Raw genomic sequence first — 21,061 nt, 5'->3', positions numbered from 1 at the left:
CTTATACAACCTTAGTTTGGTGTATCTTCTAAAGTCCAAGTTAGCTCAGCTGAATATTTCGCACCTTTTTCTTTTGCTGTCGTACCTGGCACGAATAAGCTCACACTCTGCTTACCTTGTTCTGCTCCTTTACCGAATGCAGTCGTCCAATCACCCATACCTTTATTCTTTGCGGCAGTAGCAATTTCCACCGCATCTCCACCTGGAGCTAGTGTTACTTTATCTTTAAATGTGGTAGGTGCATATTGTGCATCAGTTACAGAATTTACAGCTGGGTTACTTAAGCTTAAAGCTGCATTTGTTAACTCACTATTACCACTTTTAAATTGTGCATTTTGCTTTACTTTCAATTTCCATCCTGCATTTGTACCACGGTTATCTGTTACAGATACGAAGTTAGGTACTTCAACTGTTTTGCTCCCTTGTTTCACTTTGTCCAATTTTGCAAAGTACGTTTGATCATTACCAGAGATAACTTGCTCGCCGAAGTGTAAGTTAGAAACGTAGTTAATACTTAATGGACCTTTTGTTCCTTTTTCATGGTCACCAGGGTTCTCTGGTGTAACTTTTTCATTTGGATTTTCTGGATTATTTGGATCTGTTGTGCTTGTATCTTCAATAAACGTTACATCTGTTTTAGATTTCATATTTGCTTTCTCTTCCGCAAATGCTGAAGTTCCTACTGCTGCAACTGATGTTAATGATACTGCACCAATTAATGCTAATTTTGCTAGTTTCATATGTACCTTCCCCTTTTCTCTGTTTTCATCTATTTTTTATTTTGAATACACTTGCTTTCCCCTAATTCTTTTGAATACATATAGAGATAAAACAATAGAAAACAATCCTATATATTGTTTGAAGTCCCGTGTCTGGCCTCCTGTTTTCGGTAAATATTTATCTCCATTTTTATTTTTATCAACTGTCTCTTTTTTTGGATTTATCTTTGTCGGATCAGTTGATGTATTTGGTGTATAGCTATTCGAAAATGTAATACCTGCTTTTGAATTCGCACTTGTAGCCGTTACTACATTTGCCATAAGAAACGGCACACATATAAATGTGGAAACGATAATACCAACTATTTTTTTCATTACTCTCTCCTTTCTAAAATTTATATATTTCATATATTTTTAGAGAGGAGCATCGGTTAATGTCCATTCTAGCTGTCCGGAATATTTTGTATTTGCTTTGACATTCGGCCCTGGTTTTACTTGTAAATGAATTCCCTCGTTTTCCTTCCAATTTAGTGAAACCTCCTCGTCGTTTTTAGAAGTATACGAGAATGCTTCTATACTAGAAGTACTTAAAGGTGTATCCTTTCCATTTCGTTTGTAAATCAATGCTCCTGTCAATGTGTCATTTTGTGCTGAAGTTAACGGTGTAATTTCCTTTACATATACACTCCATTTTTGCTTTTTAACACGATCATCGGTTACCTTTAAAGGATTTGAGATCGCTTTCGGTGCGTATGTCGTTGTTTTCGATGGAATTGTTAAATCTCCAAAGGTAATTTCTTTTGGTACGTCTACTAACTTTAAAGTTCCATCAACAACAGTAACTGGAACTTGAATTTCCGCTTGTACACCTTGCTTCGTTTCAATTACAACCGTTACAGTATGATTCCCTATTATTTTGGTATCCGGAATATTAATTAACTTCACTACTGATATTGGTTTATCTACATCCAAATTCGTATCTACAGATAAATCTGTCACAAATTTAGAAATATCCATTTTTGTTAAATCTGTTCCTTGCACTACTTTTTGTGGGACTGATTTCCCAATTGGAATACCTTTATACCTTATTTTTGCGATTCCATCTCGATTACTATCTTGCCCATTCTTATCGCCATCTAAATAATTTTTAGCTGACACCGGTATTTCAAGATAACCACCTTTGTAATATTTCATTACATCGGCACCTTTTACAGGAGAACCTGTAATTGTCATCTCGTAAATTTTCCCGTTGAATTCTTCTGTTTTTAGCGCATTTTCTTTCGCAACTGCAGTGACTTTATTGTTTTTCCTATTAATATCAAAGAAGCTACTTACATCATCTCCACTCTCCACATCTTGAATGGAAACATCATTCACAGTAAAATCCTTATTCACTTCACTTTCTAATACAAAAGATTTCGCATAGTGAATATCTTTCGATTGAGCAGGCATATTTTGATATACCTTATAAGAAAGTTGACGGGAATTATCTTCCACAATATCTCCTATTACACTTGGAGCTGGAATTTCAATTTGTGCGATCGCTAATTGGTCGTATGCTACATTAACACCTGAAGCATTTAATCTAACTTCTAGCGGTAATTCTGTTAAATTATCAAATGTAATTGTCATATCTGCTTCTGGAGTAGCTACTGGGCCTGCTGTTCCAGAAAACTCTATTTTATTATTCCCTTTATCTTGATACCTAATTGAACTCGTATCATACACGTATAAATTCGTTAAATGACTACCATCATTACGCAACGTAACATTTTTATAACTATTTATCCTTTTAAAATTCCACATTGCCGTTAATGGTACTTTTTTACTTGTTCCGTGCTCATAAAATTCAAAGGAAGCATTATAAGTTTGTCCTGACCTTCCGTTCCCATATAATTGTAAAAAGTTTTTTGCATCACCTTTAGTTATTGGTGTTTTAACATCTACAGATGAAGCTGTCATAGAGTGAATATTAATACGGACATCAATCCATTTCCCTTGATATTCACCAGCTTTTTTTACTAATACGTACTGTTCTCTATTTGAATTTCTAAATGTATATTGACTTTGACCAGTTCTGTCATCGCTACTACCCTTTACCTCATATGTTACTTGTGGGCTCCAAACAAATCTAAAAGCATATTTACCCGAGATAGAAGGCCCTTCACCTGTTCTATTATTTATTACCTTTACATTTGGATATTTAAGAATACTTGTAACAGGACTAGCAGCTAGTAGAGATTGGCTCTTTAATACCTTCTCAGCTTGAATAGCAGGTAATTCCTGATTATTTTCGTTGACCTTATTGCTCTCTTTTAATTCATTTTCCTTTGATACGAGTTCTTCATTAACCTTTTCTTTCGCTAAAGTCTTCGTTTCTTTTGGAATTTCAGCATTAGTAGCATTTATTTTTTGTTTTTTATTTTCTTCCGATACTTTCACTGTTTCACTGATTTCTTTTTTCACAACTTCCTCTGAAACCTTTCGATTTTCATCAGAAATAGCTACATGTAAAGCCTCTTTTTTCTCTCCAACATGCAGAGAAGGAGATTCAATTTTCTTTTCATTCCCTTCAAACTTCACTATCGGTTCAAATTTGTACTCTCCAGCTTTTTTCATTTGAATGACTACATATACGTCACCGATAGAATTACTTTGTTCATTCTTTTCAATTTTTACAATGTGATCTTCTGTTACTGAAATGTTTTGAATCGCTTTATTGTTTTCATTCATTTTTTTCGTTTCTGCTTCATTAAACAGCTGCTCATTAGATAATTTCAGCTCGATATTAGCATCTTGTTTATTTGTATTTGTAATCTTTAATACTACATTTTCATCAACTTTTATTTCTTGTTTATCCATATGAACGATAAAACGTCCTTGCTCGTCGTTTGTAACCGCATAAACTTTCGTTGCAGAGTAGTCTAGCACACCAACTTGTGTAAATAATATTCCTCCAGCGAGAAGTATACGCCCAAATTTCCCTATTTGTTTTTGCAATGTACTTCCCTCCCTCGCTTCCTATATACCGAATATTTCAAACATTAAATTTATTTTCTAGCTAAATTTACAATCATAGTGTATATTCCTAGAAAATAAAAAGCCTGGTTGCCTTTTCGATTTTCATACATCACAACATGTGTGAAAATCCAAACTGCAACCAGACTATCATAGTAATTTTCATTACCTTAGACTCTTAGCTTTGCGACCTATCCTTTCGAATAGTGTGCCCATTTATTTTTTCTTTTTGAGACAATAAAAAAATCCGGTTGCCTCTTCGATTTTCATACATACAACTATGTGTGAAAATCCAAACTGCAACCAGACTATCATAGTAATTTTCATTACTTTAGACTCTTAGCTTTGCGACCTATCCTTTCGAATAGTGTGCCAAATATAGGTATTTATTTATCGTGTTTTGAATATACCATTAAAACCCAAAAAAGAAAATAGTTTTTTTAGAAAAAAACTATTAATTTTTATAATCTGAATTTTTTCTAGGAAATCCATATTGAAAACTTTCAAAAAACATTTTGATGCTAGAAACACATCATACATTCTTTATCGATAAAATGAGATTTTTACTATACACAAATAGCGAGATAAAATAAAAAAACATCACTTCCAAATAAGTGATGTTTTTTGTAGTTAATGCAGTGGTAACATAACTTCAACCGTCGTTCCAACCCCAACTTCACTTTCAAAACTTATTTTACCGTTGTGGTCTTTAATAATTTTTTCTGTAACTACTAAACCTAGACCAGTTCCTGTTTCTTTCGTTGTATAAAAGGCTTCATTTAATTTTGGAATTTTATCTTTCGGAATGCCGCATCCCTCATCTTTCACTTGAACGATGATTCCATCTTTTACAGTAACTTTAATCGTAATTGTTCCGCCAACTGACATTGCTTCAATTGCATTTTTGATTAAATTAAAAAAGACCTGTTTTAATCGTTTTTCATCACATGTAATTGATGGTAAGTCTTTACTGTAAATACCTTGTATGTAAACTCCTTGTTTTAAAGCTGGCTTTTCCATAACTCGAATAACATAAGAAATAATTTCTTGTATGTTATGAGTTTCTGATTCTAGTGATTTAGATTTCTCAAATCCACTAAGTTCTGTAGCAATTATATGAATCCGATCTACTTCTTGTTTCATAATATCACTATAAATTTTATCCTCTGGATGCTTGTCTGCTTGTTTATTCACAAGTTTTTTTAAGTTTGCTAAAGGTCTTCTAATCTTATAACCAATAACCGTTGCCATCTTTCCAACAGCTGCTAGTTTTTCTGTCTGTTTTATTTCTTTGTCCATCATCTCAAGCGTACGAACGTAAGACTGAACCCTTAAAAATATAATCCAACATATGATAGTAAATACGCTATATAATGCCATTGGGATTAAAACGAGAGAAGATTGAATAATGATTCCTGTAAGAGCATACTTTCCGATAAGTATCGCTGGAACTAACCAGAAATATCTTTTATTCACAAAGATTGGTGCAAACAAAATAAAAAATCCTTCTACTATATTTCCACCGTCAAATTCTGCATCGCTACCATAATAAATCATAATGTTATGGATACAATCTAATACATTATAGCCAATTAGAATAATATACTTTACCGCAAAAGCATTCTTCCATTTCATAAAGTATATTCCAATGCAAAACAATACCACCATCAAAAAGTAAAGCCATAAACCTAAACCATCTTCAAACTCTCCTACACCTTCTTGCTCTCCACCGATTAACGGTACGATAAATTCATAGGCAAGATCATATACGAAAAATATAATAAAAAATAAACTTAAAAATGCTTTCAGCGCCTTTATTTCTTCATTTTTAAATATATAGCCTTTATTCATATGGTAACTCCTAGCTTTTCTTCCACTTGGATTTCAGTATTTCCACACTTCCTTGGGAGAATGATGTCTATTCTCGTTCCAGTATCTTTTTCACTTGAAATATGCAACTCACCAAGGTGCTCGGCGACAATTCGATTCGCTACCGTCAGTCCCAGACCAATTTTATCTTGTTTCGTTGTATAAAAGGCCTCTGTAACACGGGGTAAGTTTTCTTGCTTAATACCATGACCATTATCGATCACACTGATCATTACATATTCTTTCCCTTTATTTTCTAATTGTAAATGTAATATACCACCTTGTCCCATTGCCTCTAAAGCATTTTTTATCGTATATAAAAAGACTCCTCTTATTTTTCGTTCATCACATTCAACTTCTATTGTTTTTTCTTCCACATTAGAAATAAACTGAATGTTTAATTCATCTATTTTTTCACGAAGACTTGTTATTACTTGTAATACAATTTTTCCTACATCATGTTTCTTATAAATAGAAGGTTTGCATGTAGCAACTTCCATTAACTCACTTATCATATTATTCATATTTTCTATTTCAAAAATCATACGTTTATAAATAGGATCCTCTTCATGCTTCTCTCGTTGTAATTGCGTAAATCCTTTTAATGAAGCAAGTGGATTTTTAATTTCATGTCCAACCGTCGCTGCCATTTTTCCGATTACTGCTAATTTCTGTGATTCACTAGCAATCGCAATACTTTCCTTTACAGCTGAAAGATATTGTAAAAATCGGTTTAAAATGATATATGCAGCTATTAACATAAGTGTATACATAATAAGGAACATAAATGCTTTTACTTCCTCTAATACAAATAAATAAATTAAATATTTTCCTACAATAGAGGAAAGTAAAAACACATAGAATTTTTATTTAAAAATATAGGTACAAAGAAAATGAGAATAATTTCTATTATATTTGTCGCATTAAACGCCGCCTTATTATAAAAAACATACGAAAATATATTAGCGAGTTCTATCCCTATGTATGCAAATATCCATGCATATTTAACAAGGTTTGCCTTCTCTTTTTTCATTAAATATATATTCACGCACAGTATTGCTACTCCGCAAATAACTTGCCATATTATGCTGTATCCCTTATCCATTATTGATTTATCTTCTAATACGATTGCATAGAAAATTTGATATACAATAACAATGACATATAACACCCATAAAAGGATTTTTGCATTTCTTTCTTCTTCTTTATATGATAGAAAACTTTCTTTCACTTCAACACCCTTCAAAATAATATCTCGAAGAATACCATTTATTATAATAAATGATTTTCATAGACAAACAAAGATAAATCGAACATTTGAGGAAAATCATGCCAACTATGCAATATCTTCATGCTATATACAAGCATAAAAAACATAAACAATAATACGTATATTATGGGAGGTGTTTTTTATGGATGGCAAAAAAAATAAAAAGACCGAACAACTCCAATCTTTCATGCGTGAAAATGAAGGAAAGGAGATGACAACAAATACAGGTATTAAAATTTCAAACGATGAAAACTCTTTAACTGCCAGTGATCGTTTCCGAACGATTAGGCATAGTGCAGGGAACGCCAAATGGACAGTGGGAAGTAAATGATACTTTCTTAACAGGCTCACCACTCTTTTATGATGGATTACTTCTTATCGGCGGAAAGATGGATGATCATTTTCTTAACAACGCAAGTTCATTTGTCGTAGAATCATATAATCACTTTAAGCCGATTGGCTCCTTCCAAAACGGCTCTTCTATTATTCAATCTTTAAATATCGAAGGAAAGCCTGGTGTTTTAATAGAACAAGACTCTACGCGACTAGCAAATAAATTTATTAAAGCTATGACAAAACAACGCTTTTGGGATCGAGTATATTCATAAAATAGGGGGACATTTATGTTTGTTACTGTCGAGAAAGATGTGCATATTTTTGTGCAAGACGTTAATCCTGGTCCAGGTAGTAAGACTGTTTTCTTCGTTCACGGATGGCCTTTAAATCATCAAATGTACCAATATCAACTCAATGTTTTACCTGAGCATGGCTTTCGCTGTATCGCCATGGATATACGAGGGAATGGACAATCTGATAAGCCATGGACTGGTTACACGTATGATCGATTAGCCGATGATATCGCAATTGTTCTGGAAGCACTTCAAGTAGAGAACGCTACATTAGTCGGTTTCTCAGTTGGTGGTGCTCTTTCTATTCGCTATATGTCTCGCTATAATGGGCGCCGCATTTCTAAGCTCGCATTAATTGACGCTGTCTCCCCCTCTTTCGTTAAAAATCAAGAGTCCCCTTACGGTGTACCGAAAGAACAAGCAGATGCTCTCATTAATCAAATGTATGCTAATTTACCAAAATTTTTAAATGATGTATCTTTATCCTTTTTTAATAGAAACTTAGGGGCTGCAACCCTTGAATGGTTTTCTTATCTCGGTATGCAGTCCGCTTCTTATGCCCTTATAAAAATTTTACAAGCAGCTGCAAATGAAGATGTAACGAAAGATTTAAATAAAATTAACGTCCCAACAAAAATCTTCCACGGCGTTCACGACCAACTAATTCCTTACAAAAGTGCTGAGCTTACGCAACAACGAATTAAAAATTCTCAGTTACATGCTCTTACAAATAGTGGTCATGGTTCACCAATCGATCAAGCGGATGAATTAAATAAAGAACTGATAAAATTTTTACATGCATAACAACTGCAATACAAGAACGAAAGTTAATATAATCGATTTTTCACAAAACATAAAATTCACATATTTCTCACAAATACACAAATAAAACGATTACATTTTCATATATACTAAATGTACAGGTAATACTCCCTAAACCCAGCTTGTCTGGTTACCCCGTTAAATACTATGAAAAAAGAACTTGTATCGTTATACAAGTTCTTTTTGTTTCTTTATTTAAAGAGGATATCTTTACTATATTGATTTCCGACGAGTAAATCATATTGGAGCATTTTATATTGCTCTAACATTTCTTTTGTTTCTTTGTTAAATCATTGATTACTTCTCCATTTTTATCAACTTTTAATTCATCTCTAAGTACTGGTATTTCCTTGTAAAGTTCCGATAAAAATTGATAAAATAAGGATTTATTTAATCCTGCATAATCAAAAATAAGATTAGAAAAATGAATTGGGCTTACTAAACCTAAATTATCATTTGGCATATCAAAGTTTGCATACATTAATAGCGGCGTTTGCGCCATCGCTAAACGTTCATTCGATGTTTTTTCATTCGTTATATACTCATTTTCTTTATAAAAAGATTTATTTGTTCCTAATGATGGAAGATGATCTCCAAAGAATACTAATAATGTAGGTCTATCAAAATTATCTAGTTGCTCTATTAAATATTGAAGAGCCTCATCTGAACGTCTTAATCCTTCTGTATACGTCTCTAATTCTCCCTTTGATTCTTCATTTTCTAGACCGCTAATTTCGATTAGGTTTTCACCAAATCGGCCCTCTGTAAATGGAAAATGATTTTGCATCGTAACTGCATGAATAAATGTAGGTTGTTTTTGTTCCTCTAACTCAGCAATTATCTCTTTACTCATCGCTAAATCACTAATATAATCTCCATCAATATCCACATTTTCCATCGTGTCCTCTGCATTAAACTTATCAAATCCTAACACCTTATATACATCGTCACGTTTAAAGAATGTGCGACCAAATGAATGAATTGCACTTGTATAATAACCTTCTTTTTTCAACGCCGTAGGGATTGATGGAATTTCTTTCTTATTTGTAATAACCTGCTGATATGGTATAGAACCTGGCTTTAACAAACTCATTGAATAACTTGTTAATGCCTCAAATTCAACGTTCGCCGTATTTCCCCCAAATGTAGGAGAAATAGTTTGTCCACCAGGAAAGTTTTCTATATAATGATGTAAATTTGGTACAGGATCTTCACTAAAAGAAAGGTTAGTTACTTTCGTCGGATCCCAAAACGATTCACTCATTACAAAAATAATATTCGGTTTCTCTTTTTTCTTTTGGCTCCCTATATTTCCACTATATTGTTTTTTTATATCGTTTGCTATTTGAAGCATATTTTCTTTAGAATAATTTTTTGGTTTTTCCATAACTGTTGTATCTAAATTGCTAATAAACCCAAGTACAAAACCATTTGAAGCATAGTTCTCATTTTGATTCCACAAAACAAAATCTACACCTGATTTTTGAAATACTTTATTCATAAATGTATTCGCAAAATTACCATACGCATATAGAACAAAAATAGACCCTACTACTAATAAGGCTCTTATTCCTAGATGAATCTTTACATTTTGAATATACCTTCTCATATATATCCCTGCTACAATACAAGCTACGATACTTAAGATAATGACAAAAATATAACTCCAACTAAAATAGTCCATCACCATCGGTATAACAGATTGCATATGCGTAATTTGTGTAAAATCAGAAGGATATAACGGATCACCTCTGAAAATAAGCTTCAAATAATTCACAATACATAAAATGACTAACGTACAGCTCGTTAAAACCATACTTAGAAAAACCTTACCTATTAAATTGTATACAAGAATATATATTGCATAAATTACTACAAAACTTAATATAAACTGCATATTATAAAAGTAAATCCAATTCATTGCCTCTATGAAACTCATATTAACTTGCATGACAATATAAAATAACGCTACTGTATGAGCTAGCAAAAATAATATAAAATGCACTCGTAGGGATGCTCTAAGTATAGACATCTCTTTTTATTGAAATGCGTAATATAAAACGTTATGCCCCATACGAAAATCATCATAACACTTAAAACAAGCTTTTGATTTAAATGATCTTTCATCATGTCTAAATTGAAAACCTTTAAAATCATAAACAGTATAGTTATTACTAATAAAGTCACCATACTACTTATAATGCTAGAAATTAATATATTTCTTTTGGAAGATGAAAAAGTGTAGAACCATACTTCAATTCATTCCCTCTTTTCTATGTATTAATTTCACCTCGCATCGAAAAACTATTTGTATTAAAATAACATATATCCTATATTTCGTCTGCAAACTTGCTTCTACTATAAATATATTTCCTTAATACTTCCTTAATCAATAGTTAAATTGTGGCATACAAATTACTCATTCTTGAAAAGCTTAATTTTAGCACTCCACTTTATGATATAATAACTATTTTTTAGAAATCCTTAATGCTATTAAAGATTCCACATGAAAATACGAAAGAATTAATAAACAAGCGTTGTACGTTTTTAACAACTATTACTATAACGAAAAGAACCCGCCACAAGACAGGTTCTTTTCGTTATTTTATGATGAAAGAGAAGATGATTAGCATGTGTATTATATAAAAGGAAGCAGCCATATTTTCCATACGATACATACGAGTACTGTAACTACAAAATCAAAAAAATCTAATCTCGGGCCTTTTTTCATATTCATATGTAGCCACATATGAAACCATTTTATTTTTGTATATTTATGGATGTTTTTCTTTGCAAATCGGTAAATAAGCATTTGCATGATAAAAAATCCGGCCACAAAAATAAATAATAAGATGAGAAATCCAATCACAAAATTCCTCCTATTTTTGTAGCGTTTTTTCTACTATCCGATTTTTCAAAACCCACTCTTCAAACTGGGCACTTCCAAATTCCCAGCTAAGATCGCGAGCATGTACAGAAAAAACGTAATGACCAGCATATTCGTCCATAAATCTCCCTAACTCTACATCGTCTTTCTGAATACCGTATACTCCAAAATTAAAATACACATCCCATACGTCTTCATTCTTTCTCTTATAAGCAATCGATTCCATATCACATTCTGTCCCGAAATAATCAAGATGTAAATGTACGCTATCATCGTATTCGTACTCCATTTTATCACCCCTTATATTTGTACTTCTTTACCACCAAAAAAATTCCTGCTATCTACACTCACATATGGGCGATTACCTACATATCATGCTTGTAGAGTGACTTCTAGGAGGTGTTATATAGTGAAAAAATTAATCGCGATTTTTTGCATCATGTTACTAGCTGTTTTTACTTTTGCTGCTTGTAGTAGTAAAAAAGAAGGTACGAAAGAACAAACTCAAAACATTCGCGTCGGCGAAGTTACCCATTCTCTCTTCTATGCCCCATTATATGTTGGGATTGAAAAAGGATTTTTTAAAGATGAAGGACTAAATATTGACCTACAAACAACAGCTGGTGGCGATAAAACGATGACCGCCCTATTATCTGGCGGAATTGATATTGCTCTCGTCGGTTCTGAAACGTCTATTTACGTTCATCAACAAGGAGCGAAAGACCCTGTCATTAACTTTGCACAGCTTACACAAACAGATGGGACATTTTTAGTTTCACGTAAAAAACTAGACTCTTTTAATTGGAATGACGTAAAAGGTGTTACATTTTTAGGACAGCGTAAAGGCGGCATGCCGCAAATGGTTGGGGAATACGTTTTAAAGAAAAATGGCATTGATCCTCGTAAAGATACGAACTTAATTCAAAATATCGAATTTGCTAATATTGCAAATGCCTTTGCATCTGGTACAGGAGAGTTTGTCCAGCTCTTTGAACCGACTGCAAGCATATTCGAAAAAGAAGGTAAAGGTTATATCGTCGCTTCATTCGGAAATGAATCTGGTACTGTTCCTTATACAACATTCATGGCAAAAGAAAGTTTCTTAAAGAAAGATAAAGCTGCTGCTGAAAAGTTCACACGTGCGCTCTATAAAGCACAGCAATGGGTTGATACACATAGTCCAGAAGAGATTGCTGATGCTGTTTCCCCGCTATTTAAAGACACTTCAAAAGACATTACAGTAAAAGTAATTGAACGGTATAAAAAGCAACATTCTTATGCGACAAATCCACTACTAGATGCGGAAGAATGGAAACAGCTCCAAACGATTATGAAAGACGCTGGTGAATTACAAAAAGAAGTCCCACATGAAGCGCTCGTCAATACAAAAATTGCCGAAAGCGTTATTAAGAAATAGAGGCGAAGTGTATGAGTTTTTTACAAATACGTAACGTTTCTCACTGCTTTTTTGCAAAAGAGAATGCCAAACTTATTCTTGAAGATATGAGCTTACAAGTGGAAGAAGGCGAATTTATTTCTATACTCGGCCCAAGTGGTTGCGGTAAAACAACGCTCCTCTCAATCATTGCTGGATTACTTGATCCAATTGATGGTATTGTCTTTTTAGATGGTGAACCAATTACAACGAAAACATCATCTATGGGATATATGTTGCAGCAAGATTACTTATTCCCGTGGAAAACGATTGAAGAAAATATTATGCTTGGACTTCATATTCGAAGGATTTATGATGAACAAATGAAAGAACATACTTTAAACCTTTTAAAGCAAGTCGGTCTACATGGGGTAGAAAGACAATATCCTCGTGAACTATCCGGTGGTATGCGTCAACGTGCCGCTCTCGTTCGAACGTTAGCAACTGATCCGAAAATTTTATTACTAGATGAACCATTCTCCGCACTCGATTATCAAACGAAATTAAAACTAGAAGAACTCGTTTTCAACTTACTAAATAAATATAAGAAAACATCACTACTTGTTACTCACGATATTGAAGAGGCGATTGCGATGAGTGATCGTATTTATTTACTTCAAGCGAATCCTGGAAAAATCGCGAAAACCTTTATCGTCCCGGAAAGTATCCGTTCTTTATCACCGTTAGAAGCACGCCATCACTACGATTTCCCAGCCCTCTTTCAAGATATATGGAAGGAGCTGGAACGACTTGGATAATATAAAACAACTACATGAACAATTTCGAAAGAAAGAACGCAGGCGTGCTTGGATTGCTCGCTCACTACAGCTTTTACTACTTATTCTTTTCTTTGCACTATGGGAAATAGCTAGCAAAAAAGAATGGATTGATCCTTTACTCTTTAGCTCTCCTTCGAGTATTTGGGATCTCTTCTTAACGAAATGGATCGACGGTTCACTTTGGGTCCACATATGGACGACATTGCTGGAAACAGGAGTAGGCTTCATTCTCGGAACGGTACTCGGTGCTATTATTGCCACGTTTCTTTGGTGGATGCCACTTCTAGCCCGCGTACTTGATCCTTACCTCGTCGTCCTAAATGCAATGCCAAAAGTTGCACTCGGTCCAATCATCATCGTTATTTTCGGTCCAAACATTTCATCTTCTATCGCAATGGGAGTAATCATTTCCATCATCATTACCATTCTCGTTATTTACAGTGCATTTCAAGAAGTCGATTCTAACTATATAAAAGTGATGGACACATTTGGCGCAAATAAATGGCAATGTTATAAGCAAGTCGTTCTCCCTGCATCCTTTCCAGCAATTATCTCAACGTTAAAAGTAAATGTTGGTTTATCCTGGGTTGGTGTTATTTTCGGAGAACTTCTCGTTTCCAAACAAGGACTTGGCTACTTAATTAGCTACGGATTCCAAGTCTTTAACTTCACACTCGTCTTACTTAGCGTACTACTCACATGTGTTCTTGCAACTCTTATGTATGTATTTGTTGAGGCATTTGAAAAAATTCTAATTGGAAAAAGAAAAAGAAGCTGACTCAAAACAGTGCGCTATAGTCAGCTTCTTTCTTTTACCTTTTATCACACATTTTCGTTTCATTTGTAATGTTTCCATCCGCAACCGTAACTGTATGGAAACAGTCTTTCACACGTACTGTAACGACATTATCTTTTCGATCTATCACATGATAATCATTAAACTTTTCATTCAAAGCACTACGAATTTGCTCCCCTTCAAAAATCGGAAAACCGTGAGACATTACCCAAATGAGACCAGCAACAGCAAGAATCGTTTTCATACGTTTCATTACCTCCTCGAGAGTAAACTTATAGTCCCTACAACACGCGCATTATAATTGTGTCTAAATTGTGACATTTTTATACTAATTCTCTTTTGTGCCTCCAGTTCCTTCTTCTTTTTGATAAAAATACAGAATTTTCAACTTTATCAACATAAGAAAAAACGCAAAGAATTAAAAATTCTTCACGCTTTTCTTTAATGAAACTATATCGAAAGCATAACTCACATTAGTCTCCACTTTGTTGTTCTATCGTTTTCGAAACATCATATAATCCTGACAGCACTTCCGCTCTCATTTTTACAAGCTCAGGGAACTGATAGAAGAAAGCAATTTTCTTATATTTTAACTCTGTTCCTTCTTTCACTTTTTTTGAATCTTGTAAAATGAACGCTGTAAATGTATCTGCGATATCTTCCGTTACATTTGTTGTTCCATATAGCGATACAAAATCATCATGCTTTTCTTTATAAAATTCAATTTGTGCCTCTTCACTTTCTTCTACTTTCTTTTCTGTCCACTCTTGCTCAATTGGTTTCCAAAATTCATTATAAAATTGGTTAATATACGAACTTTTTCTCACACATCCATTTTTCACGAACACCGTTTTACATTTATTTCGATATGATGAAATGTCTTTCTCTTCATCAAACGCCTCTAAATACTTTCTATCCACTGGTACTTGTTTATGTCCAATCGTTAATACGTGAGCCGTTTCATGAATTAATGTTTTCATCACTTCATCTATATTCACCCCAGAATCAAGCACGTCTAAACTAAGCACCCAATCTCTCGGGTCATCTATACTTGGCATGACATGGGCAACAACGCCATCATAACCATCCGTTATTAGACCAAATCCTGTTATATTCTCACGATATTTCACTGGGACGAGAGTGCGATACATGTCCCATAAAGTTTCATGATACTCTCTATCTTGTCGCTGACTTAACAAATCATCTTTTGCTACTTCGTCATCTGCAAAAACTTTATTCAATCTCTTACGATCCAATCTCTCAAAATAAGGATCTACAATTTCATCATCATCGATATAATAAGAAGCTAAAAAGAAGTAATTGTCATCCTCTTCTTTTTTCTGTTCCGCCTCTTTCATATTCATACTTTCATACTCTTCTATGTCATAATCCTCTACTTTTTCAAGTTCTGAAAGTTCCTCTATCTTTTTATATACTTTTTGTAATGTTTTATCTCCTATTTGCGTGCACTCTTCTTCTGTTTTACAAATTTCTTTTTCTTTTGTAACCTCGATAGCACTATCGCATCCTGCAACTAAACCGCTTGCTATAATACAACACACTAACTTGCCATACAATTTCTTCATACAATCCCCCATTATTCCATTCTACAAAATATCATAATCATTTTTTTGCGAATATGCGATAATTAATTATAAAAACTGCAAGGAGGCTTCTCATGATTCGTGCAATCTTATTCGACTTAGATGGAACACTATTAGATCGACGCCAATCTTTAGAACAATTTATTTGTGAGCAATATAATCGCTTCTCCTCACATTTGATGAGTATAGAGAAATCAAAGTATTGTTCTCGATTTCTTGAACTCGATAATAATGGCTATACGTGGAAGGATAAAGTATATGCTACTCTCCTTTCCGAATACAACATTACTACTTTAACGCAAGAGCAACTACTACACGACTATATTACAAACTTCCAACATCATTGTATTCCTTTCAAAAACACGCATGAACTACTTCAACAGTTAAAACAGCGAAACATTAAAATTGGTATTATCACAAACGGTTTTACTGAATTTCAGATGAGCAACCTTCGAGCACTACATATACATACGTATACAAACACCATTCTCGTTTCGGAAGCTGAAGGAATTAAAAAACCTCATCCTGAAATTTTCGAACGTGCTTTGCAAAGACTAGATGTGAAGGCAGAAGAATGTCTTTATATTGGAGATCATCCAGAAAACGATGTGCTTGGTTCTGAACAAGTAGGGATTCTTGGTGTTTGGAAAAAAGATTCGTTTTGGGGTGATTTTAAGCATTCACGTATCGTAGATGATTTGTTGGAGGTGCTTTCGCTTTTAGAGGTGGAGGTGGAGATAAAAATACAATAATAGTAATTAAATTATATCAACAATTTTCACAATATATTGATTTACCGACAAAAAATAATAAGAGGAGGCAGTTGTTCAAAAATGCCTCCTCTTATTATTCATATACTGTAAACTGCGGTTTACTCGGATGGTCTTTTACTAGCGCATCATCTGGAAACTTTGAAACTTTTTGATATAAGACAATGTCGCCGATACACCCTGCTGTTAGTAGAATTCCTAAAAATGAGAGTGGCTCCAGATTCATAGCTAATCCCAATACAATTGGCAAAATTCCAGTTGGTAAAAACGGAAGCATTAACACTTTCTTCATTTGCTTTACTGTAACCGCCTGTTTAGAATGAGCATATGCAACACCTAATTTCCAATTAACGCCCCATTTTAGTTCACTCCACGGAACACCTCCGATATAGCGAAAGCCAATTAAATGTATCGCTTCATGAATACAAACGAGAACCATCATTGCGATAATAAAAAGAAACATCGTTAATAATGTAACTTCAACTTGAACCCCACCTGAAAGAAATATATGCAAATAACCAATTCCAAACGACAAAGCAATTATTATAAAAAATAAAGAAAAGTTTAATTTAACCATCGAAACAGTAACAGTCGTTTCTTTTCTTTTATCCATCTTCCCCCTCCTAAAATGTAAATATATCTTTACAAAATTGTATAATATCCCCAAAATAATGTAAAGATATGTTTACATTTATTCTTACATACAAAAAAAGAAACCGGCTACTTTACTTCGTAAAACAGCCGATTTCTTCTATATGTTTCATCGTACGCGCTAATACGTCATCGCGCATTATAAAGCTAAATTTTCTATTCGTTTTAATGTTGTCAGGAATGTCTTTTAATAAAACAGACCCTTTCGTTTCTTCGTAATGCGTATGTTCTTCTACCGCACTAATTGTTGCAAAATAAATGTTTTTAATGATTATTTTGTCTTTTCCAGATACTTTGTATTGTCCTAAGTAAGTTAAATCAGAAACTATGCCGCCGGTTTCTTCATGAACCTCTCGAACTGCCGCTTCTTCCGGTGTTTCCCCTAGTTCTACTTTACCACCTGGAAATTCAAGACCGCGACGTAAATGATGCGTTAATAACCATTGATCCCCGTACCGGCATACAACCCAAACATGCTTTGGCTCAGGAGAAAATGGATAACGTTCAAACGATAATTGTACAGTGTTGTGGTAATAATCTTTAAATTTGTACATGCCATTACTCCCCTATTGATGGTTACAAGTTTTTCCTACCACAAATTGTAGCATATTCTCGCTTTTCTGCATAATATTATCCAATTACAATCCATTGATTATTCCCATTTGCGCGACTAATTCTTTCGTCTCATGATTTCCTAAATCGTAAATCATTTTATATGCTTTTTGTAGTTGTTCATCATATCGGTCATTATTTGAATCGTGATGATACTCAACAAATGGAACGTGGGAGCGTACAAATGACCCTAAATCTTCTACATACGCTTGATCAAAGTGCTCTCTTAATTCCGTAATTTCCTCATCATTTGCGGAAATCTCAAAATTATACGTATCCGCCGTCTTCACTTGTGAAATTTGACCGTTTCCTATTGATATATAATATGTTTTTTTCGTCTCCATGTAACACCCTTCTTTCATCCTTTTATTTTCTATTGTTTTCATCAATTACAAAATTATGTAAAATAAAGAAAAGGAGGGATTTTATGTTCAAAATATTAATTATCGGTATTATCATCGTCCTAATCATCCTCGTACTCTCCGTCATGACAATTAATAAAGGCTATGCTTATAAACATTCCGTCGATAAACTAGAAGACAATCCTTATACAAAAAAGAATAAGGAGAATTCCTAATATGCTTCGTATACTTCGCATCATAGTAGCACTCACTGTGATCGTTATGTCGGCAATTGGATTATATACAGGTCAAAATAATTCTTTACCTCTTTCACAATTTCTATTAGGGGCTTTAATGTTTCTCATCGCATTTGAACAAATAAAGAAAAGGGAATCAGCAACTGGACTTATTTGTATTATTGCCGGTGCTTTCATTTGGATTGTTCTCATTATTACCTACATAAAATAGAGGAGGTCTTTTATGCTAAAATGGGGACGGATTACTTTATCACTTATTGCCTTATCTATAGCAATCTATGGATTTTTTACTGGTAATAGAGAAATAATCCCTTATATGTTCATCTTTTTAGGAGGTATGGCCCTCACCATAAGTTTAGAGGAAATATTAAAACAGCAAACAGGAGGTAGTGTGCTCGCTCTACTAGCAGGAGCCGCTGCTTTATTTATTGGTTTCACAGAAATATTCTAGTAAATGGTCTAAAGGGGGCTATACGATGCTAACTCTAACTATATTACGGATTTTTTTAGCATTTTTCATGCTTCTCTTACTCACTCTAAGCACTTATGTCCATTTTACCGATAATTTTTCACTTCTCCCATACGTACAATTTATTCTCAGTTGTTCCTTTATTCTTCTAGGAATTAATGAGTATCCCGTATTTTTTCGTTTCTAGTCTCATATTCTTCTTTTTAATATCAAACTCTTTCGCTACATGTAGAATAAAATTTCGATCAATTTAGCATTTATAATTATTTTCTCTCAGTAACTATTTTTTTCTACTTAAGGGGGATTCCATGTTAAAAAACATTCAAATCATAATCGCCACTATCGCTCTTTCTCTCGCCCTATTTAGCTTCTTTGCAAACTTCACTATTCTTTTACCTTACGTGTTTATCCTTTTAAGTATTATGTTTATCCTTTTTGGAATTGATGAAATGAAGAAACGGGAAAAAGCAAAAGCATTCGTTTATTTTCTCGGTTCTGCCTTTGTTTTATATGTTGGAGTATGTAATATATTTTCATAAAAAAGAAGAGTATGTTCGCTCTTAGTACAATAAAAAAACTGCCCTTTCACAGGCAGTTTTCCTTTTTATCCAAACACTTTCTCAAGTTCATCTTTATCTTGGCTTAACCAGAAGTTCATTAAGCGTTGTGCTCCTTCTAAGTCGTGAAGCTTCGCTTGACCACATTGTGTTTCATTTGCAGCTGGAATTTCTGTAATTTGAACCGCATCTTTTAATGTTAGTTCTAATAAATCAATGATTTCTCGTACTGTCGGTGTTCCGCTTACTACAAGATAATATCCTGTTTGGCAGCCCATCGGTGAAATATCGATAATATCAAAATGCGGATAACGATCAATATATTTACGTAAATTAAATGCTAATAAATGCTCTAACGTATGAATAACATCTGGTTTCATTGCTTGTTTATTCGGTTGGCAGAAACGAATATCAAATTTATTTACAATACCGTCACTACCTACATTGTGAACTCCGCAATGTCTTACATAAGGTGCCTTTACAATCGTATGATCTAATTCAAAGCTTTCTACTGATGGCATACAACATCTCTCCCGCTTTTAATTTAATTCCGTTATATCCAATATGATATAACGGAAATGCACATTAGTAAAGTATTATGTACAGTCGTGCTATAATACTTTAAGAATATGCTGAAAAGGAGACCGTTATGAAACAGATTTTTATTGGGATTATACGCTTTTATCAAAAATTCATTTCTCCGATGACACCACCAACATGCCGTTTTTATCCGACTTGTTCTCATTACGGATTAGAGGCGTTTCAAAAACATGGTGCACTCAAAGGTTTTTGGCTTACTTGTAAGCGTATATTAAAATGTCACCCTTTCCACCCGGGAGGATTTGATCCTGTCCCAGATAAAAAGGATGACAAAGTAAATTCTTAATTGTCGTAACCATTCACAACTAAATCTAATTTTCCTGTATCAGGATCTATAACAAGACCGTGAACAGGTACTTCTTCTGGAAGTAACGGATGGTTGCGAAGTATCGATACGCTATGTTCTACACTTTCTTCTACACTAGAGAACCCTTGTAGGAATCTTTCTAAATCGATTCCAGAATAACGGAGTGTATCTAATTTCTCATTTGTTATACCGCGCTCTTTCATCTTCTCAATTGTACTGCTTGCCTGAATTTTTGCCATACCGCAATCGTGGTGACCAACTACACAAACTTCATCAGCACCAAGTTCATATACAGCAACTAAAATACTACGCATAATACTTCCGAATGGATGTGAGATAACAGCTCCTGCTACCTTAATAATTTTCACATCACCGTTACGCATATTCATTGCTTTTGGTAATAATTCAACAAGACGAGTATCCATACAAGAGATAATTACCATTTTTTTATTCGGGAATTTTCCTGTTTCATACTCTTCGTATTTTTTCTCTTCAACAAATTTCTCATTGTACTGCAAAATCTCTTCTAATGACTTCATAGTAAGGAACCCTCTTTTCTCTCATTTACACTACATAAATAGTGTACCAAAATATGAAAAACTCAAAAAGGATATCGCTTTATAGTAAAAATAAGATATTTTCAGATAATCGACATAATTCTTTCAAAAT

At 33.7% G+C, this 21,061-nt stretch carries 24 protein-coding genes, 3 pseudogenes and 2 riboswitches; of the genes and pseudogenes, 12 read left to right on the top strand and 15 right to left on the bottom strand.

All coding sequences use genetic code 11. The features are described from left to right. Nucleotides 1-11: 11 nt before the first annotated feature. The 5 genes and pseudogenes from IQ781_RS19135 to IQ781_RS19115 form a co-directional block, all read right to left on the bottom strand. A complete protein-coding gene (locus IQ781_RS19135; protein ID WP_139846829.1) occupies nucleotides 12-740 on the bottom strand; it encodes a WxL domain-containing protein in 729 nt (242 codons plus the stop codon). A gap of 36 nt (nucleotides 741-776) precedes the next feature. Next, complete coding sequence (locus IQ781_RS19130; RefSeq protein WP_025710008.1) at nucleotides 777-1,094, bottom strand: EF2685/EF0750 family sortase-dependent surface protein; 318 nt, start codon at nucleotides 1,092-1,094, stop codon at nucleotides 777-779. Nucleotides 1,095-1,133: 39 nt separating this feature from the next. Continuing rightward, nucleotides 1,134-3,719 carry a WxL domain-containing protein gene (locus IQ781_RS19125; RefSeq protein WP_139846828.1) on the bottom strand — a complete coding sequence of 862 codons (2,586 nt, stop codon included), beginning with the start codon at nucleotides 3,717-3,719 and terminating at the stop codon, nucleotides 1,134-1,136. A 152-nt stretch (nucleotides 3,720-3,871) separates the two neighbouring features. Beyond that, nucleotides 3,872-3,960: riboswitch (cyclic di-GMP riboswitch) on the bottom strand. A gap of 72 nt (nucleotides 3,961-4,032) precedes the next feature. Then, a riboswitch (cyclic di-GMP riboswitch) is annotated at nucleotides 4,033-4,121 on the bottom strand. A 246-nt stretch (nucleotides 4,122-4,367) separates the two neighbouring features. Then, nucleotides 4,368-5,588: an ATP-binding protein gene (locus IQ781_RS19120; RefSeq protein WP_001032628.1), complete on the bottom strand. Its 1,221-nt coding sequence runs from the start codon at nucleotides 5,586-5,588 to the stop codon at nucleotides 4,368-4,370. Beyond that, nucleotides 5,585-6,837 (bottom strand): annotated as a pseudogene (locus IQ781_RS19115) (ATP-binding protein). The gene IQ781_RS19120 and the pseudogene IQ781_RS19115 overlap by 4 nt, the downstream one beginning before the upstream one ends. Nucleotides 6,838-7,018: 181 nt before the next feature. Here IQ781_RS19115 and IQ781_RS19110 point away from each other — a divergent pair. The 3 genes and pseudogenes from IQ781_RS19110 (at nucleotide 7,019) to IQ781_RS19100 (ending at nucleotide 8,309) form a co-directional block, all read left to right on the top strand. After that, complete coding sequence (locus IQ781_RS19110) at nucleotides 7,019-7,207, top strand: hypothetical protein (protein ID WP_000348759.1); 189 nt, start codon at nucleotides 7,019-7,021, stop codon at nucleotides 7,205-7,207. After that, nucleotides 7,140-7,484: pseudogene (locus IQ781_RS19105) on the top strand (catalase); the annotation flags it as partial. The gene IQ781_RS19110 and the pseudogene IQ781_RS19105, both read left to right, overlap by 68 nt. Before the next feature lie 15 nt (nucleotides 7,485-7,499). Then, nucleotides 7,500-8,309 (top strand): alpha/beta fold hydrolase, encoded by an 810-nt coding sequence (locus IQ781_RS19100; RefSeq protein ID WP_000498278.1) that lies wholly within the window; start codon nucleotides 7,500-7,502, stop codon nucleotides 8,307-8,309. A 209-nt stretch (nucleotides 8,310-8,518) separates the two neighbouring features. Here IQ781_RS19100 and IQ781_RS19095 read toward each other — a convergent pair. The 3 genes and pseudogenes from IQ781_RS19095 to IQ781_RS19085 form a co-directional block, all read right to left on the bottom strand. Further along, nucleotides 8,519-10,586, bottom strand: a pseudogene (locus tag IQ781_RS19095) (LTA synthase family protein). Nucleotides 10,587-10,965: 379 nt separating this feature from the next. Beyond that, complete coding sequence (locus IQ781_RS19090; protein ID WP_000578982.1) at nucleotides 10,966-11,196, bottom strand: hypothetical protein; 231 nt, start codon at nucleotides 11,194-11,196, stop codon at nucleotides 10,966-10,968. 10 nt (nucleotides 11,197-11,206) lie between these two features. Continuing rightward, entirely contained in the window at nucleotides 11,207-11,503 is a 297-nt protein-coding gene (locus IQ781_RS19085) for a DUF3986 family protein (RefSeq protein WP_000455579.1), read from the bottom strand. A 120-nt stretch (nucleotides 11,504-11,623) separates the two neighbouring features. Here IQ781_RS19085 and IQ781_RS19080 point away from each other — a divergent pair, with 120 nt between their 5' ends. From IQ781_RS19080 to IQ781_RS19070, 3 genes are read left to right on the top strand one after another with little or no spacing between them, the layout of a single operon-like run. Then, nucleotides 11,624-12,631, top strand: coding sequence for an ABC transporter substrate-binding protein (locus IQ781_RS19080; protein ID WP_000733143.1), 1,008 nt, complete (start codon nucleotides 11,624-11,626; stop codon nucleotides 12,629-12,631). An 11-nt stretch (nucleotides 12,632-12,642) separates the two neighbouring features. Next, the gene (locus IQ781_RS19075; RefSeq protein ID WP_000009036.1) at nucleotides 12,643-13,407 is read left to right on the top strand and encodes an ABC transporter ATP-binding protein; all 765 of its coding nucleotides are present in this window, start codon (nucleotides 12,643-12,645) and stop codon (nucleotides 13,405-13,407) included. Continuing rightward, complete coding sequence (locus IQ781_RS19070; protein WP_000368771.1) at nucleotides 13,400-14,206, top strand: ABC transporter permease; 807 nt, start codon at nucleotides 13,400-13,402, stop codon at nucleotides 14,204-14,206. Before IQ781_RS19075 ends, IQ781_RS19070 begins: the two co-directional genes overlap by 8 nt. A 34-nt stretch (nucleotides 14,207-14,240) precedes the next feature. On the opposite strand, the gene IQ781_RS19065 is transcribed toward IQ781_RS19070, so the two are convergent. Both IQ781_RS19065 and IQ781_RS19060 read right to left on the bottom strand, forming a co-directional pair. Further along, nucleotides 14,241-14,468 (bottom strand): hypothetical protein, encoded by a 228-nt coding sequence (locus tag IQ781_RS19065; protein ID WP_000849112.1) that lies wholly within the window; start codon nucleotides 14,466-14,468, stop codon nucleotides 14,241-14,243. Between the two features lie 229 nt (nucleotides 14,469-14,697). Continuing rightward, nucleotides 14,698-15,810 (bottom strand): recombinase family protein, encoded by a 1,113-nt coding sequence (locus IQ781_RS19060; protein WP_139846826.1) that lies wholly within the window; start codon nucleotides 15,808-15,810, stop codon nucleotides 14,698-14,700. A gap of 92 nt (nucleotides 15,811-15,902) precedes the next feature. Here IQ781_RS19060 and IQ781_RS19055 point away from each other — a divergent pair, with 92 nt between their 5' ends. Beyond that, nucleotides 15,903-16,580, top strand: a complete 678-nt coding sequence (locus IQ781_RS19055; protein ID WP_139846825.1) for an HAD family hydrolase — start codon at nucleotides 15,903-15,905, stop codon at nucleotides 16,578-16,580. A 94-nt stretch (nucleotides 16,581-16,674) separates the two neighbouring features. On the opposite strand, the gene IQ781_RS19050 is transcribed toward IQ781_RS19055, so the two are convergent. From IQ781_RS19050 to IQ781_RS19040, 3 genes are all read right to left on the bottom strand, one after another. Continuing rightward, nucleotides 16,675-17,211: a DUF3267 domain-containing protein gene (locus tag IQ781_RS19050; protein ID WP_000361293.1), complete on the bottom strand. Its 537-nt coding sequence runs from the start codon at nucleotides 17,209-17,211 to the stop codon at nucleotides 16,675-16,677. Nucleotides 17,212-17,323: 112 nt separating this feature from the next. After that, nucleotides 17,324-17,803 (bottom strand): antimutator 8-oxo-(dGTP/GTP)ase, encoded by a 480-nt coding sequence (gene mutTA, locus IQ781_RS19045; RefSeq protein WP_000276385.1) that lies wholly within the window; start codon nucleotides 17,801-17,803, stop codon nucleotides 17,324-17,326. 84 nt (nucleotides 17,804-17,887) lie between these two features. Then, nucleotides 17,888-18,205 (bottom strand): hypothetical protein, encoded by a 318-nt coding sequence (locus tag IQ781_RS19040; RefSeq protein ID WP_000448409.1) that lies wholly within the window; start codon nucleotides 18,203-18,205, stop codon nucleotides 17,888-17,890. An 83-nt stretch (nucleotides 18,206-18,288) separates the two neighbouring features. On the opposite strand from IQ781_RS19040, the gene ytzI reads away from it, so the two are divergent. The 4 genes from ytzI to IQ781_RS19020 all read left to right on the top strand — a co-directional run bounded on the left by ytzI (nucleotide 18,289) and on the right by IQ781_RS19020 (nucleotide 19,467). Further along, nucleotides 18,289-18,438: a YtzI protein gene (ytzI, locus tag IQ781_RS19035; RefSeq protein WP_000472794.1), complete on the top strand. Its 150-nt coding sequence runs from the start codon at nucleotides 18,289-18,291 to the stop codon at nucleotides 18,436-18,438. 1 nt (nucleotide 18,439) lies between these two features. After that, the gene (locus tag IQ781_RS19030) at nucleotides 18,440-18,670 is read left to right on the top strand and encodes a DUF3953 domain-containing protein (protein WP_000944458.1); all 231 of its coding nucleotides are present in this window, start codon (nucleotides 18,440-18,442) and stop codon (nucleotides 18,668-18,670) included. A 12-nt stretch (nucleotides 18,671-18,682) separates the two neighbouring features. Further along, nucleotides 18,683-18,910, top strand: coding sequence for a DUF3953 domain-containing protein (locus IQ781_RS19025; protein ID WP_000922253.1), 228 nt, complete (start codon nucleotides 18,683-18,685; stop codon nucleotides 18,908-18,910). A gap of 326 nt (nucleotides 18,911-19,236) precedes the next feature. Continuing rightward, a complete protein-coding gene (locus IQ781_RS19020) occupies nucleotides 19,237-19,467 on the top strand; it encodes a YczI family protein (RefSeq protein WP_000916667.1) in 231 nt (76 codons plus the stop codon). Between the two features lie 65 nt (nucleotides 19,468-19,532). Here IQ781_RS19020 and luxS read toward each other — a convergent pair whose 3' ends face one another. Next, nucleotides 19,533-20,006: an S-ribosylhomocysteine lyase LuxS gene (gene luxS, locus IQ781_RS19015; protein WP_001141371.1), complete on the bottom strand. Its 474-nt coding sequence runs from the start codon at nucleotides 20,004-20,006 to the stop codon at nucleotides 19,533-19,535. 128 nt (nucleotides 20,007-20,134) lie between these two features. Here luxS and yidD point away from each other — a divergent pair, with 128 nt between their 5' ends. After that, on the top strand, nucleotides 20,135-20,371 hold the full coding sequence (gene yidD, locus IQ781_RS19010; protein WP_000809334.1) for a membrane protein insertion efficiency factor YidD: 237 nt from the start codon (nucleotides 20,135-20,137) through the stop codon (nucleotides 20,369-20,371). Here the strand turns inward: yidD and IQ781_RS19005 are convergent. Continuing rightward, nucleotides 20,368-20,931 (bottom strand): beta-class carbonic anhydrase, encoded by a 564-nt coding sequence (locus tag IQ781_RS19005; protein WP_000838168.1) that lies wholly within the window; start codon nucleotides 20,929-20,931, stop codon nucleotides 20,368-20,370. The two genes, yidD and IQ781_RS19005, sit on opposite strands and share 4 nt — an antisense overlap. Between the last annotated feature and the right edge of the window lie 130 nt (nucleotides 20,932-21,061).

The organism is Bacillus sp. N447-1 (genome assembly GCF_022701035.1).
Classification (GTDB): domain Bacteria; phylum Bacillota; class Bacilli; order Bacillales; family Bacillaceae_G; genus Bacillus_A; species Bacillus_A cereus.
The sequence above is the reverse complement of the archived record's forward strand: the minus strand, read 5'-3'. Positions and strand labels throughout refer to the sequence as shown.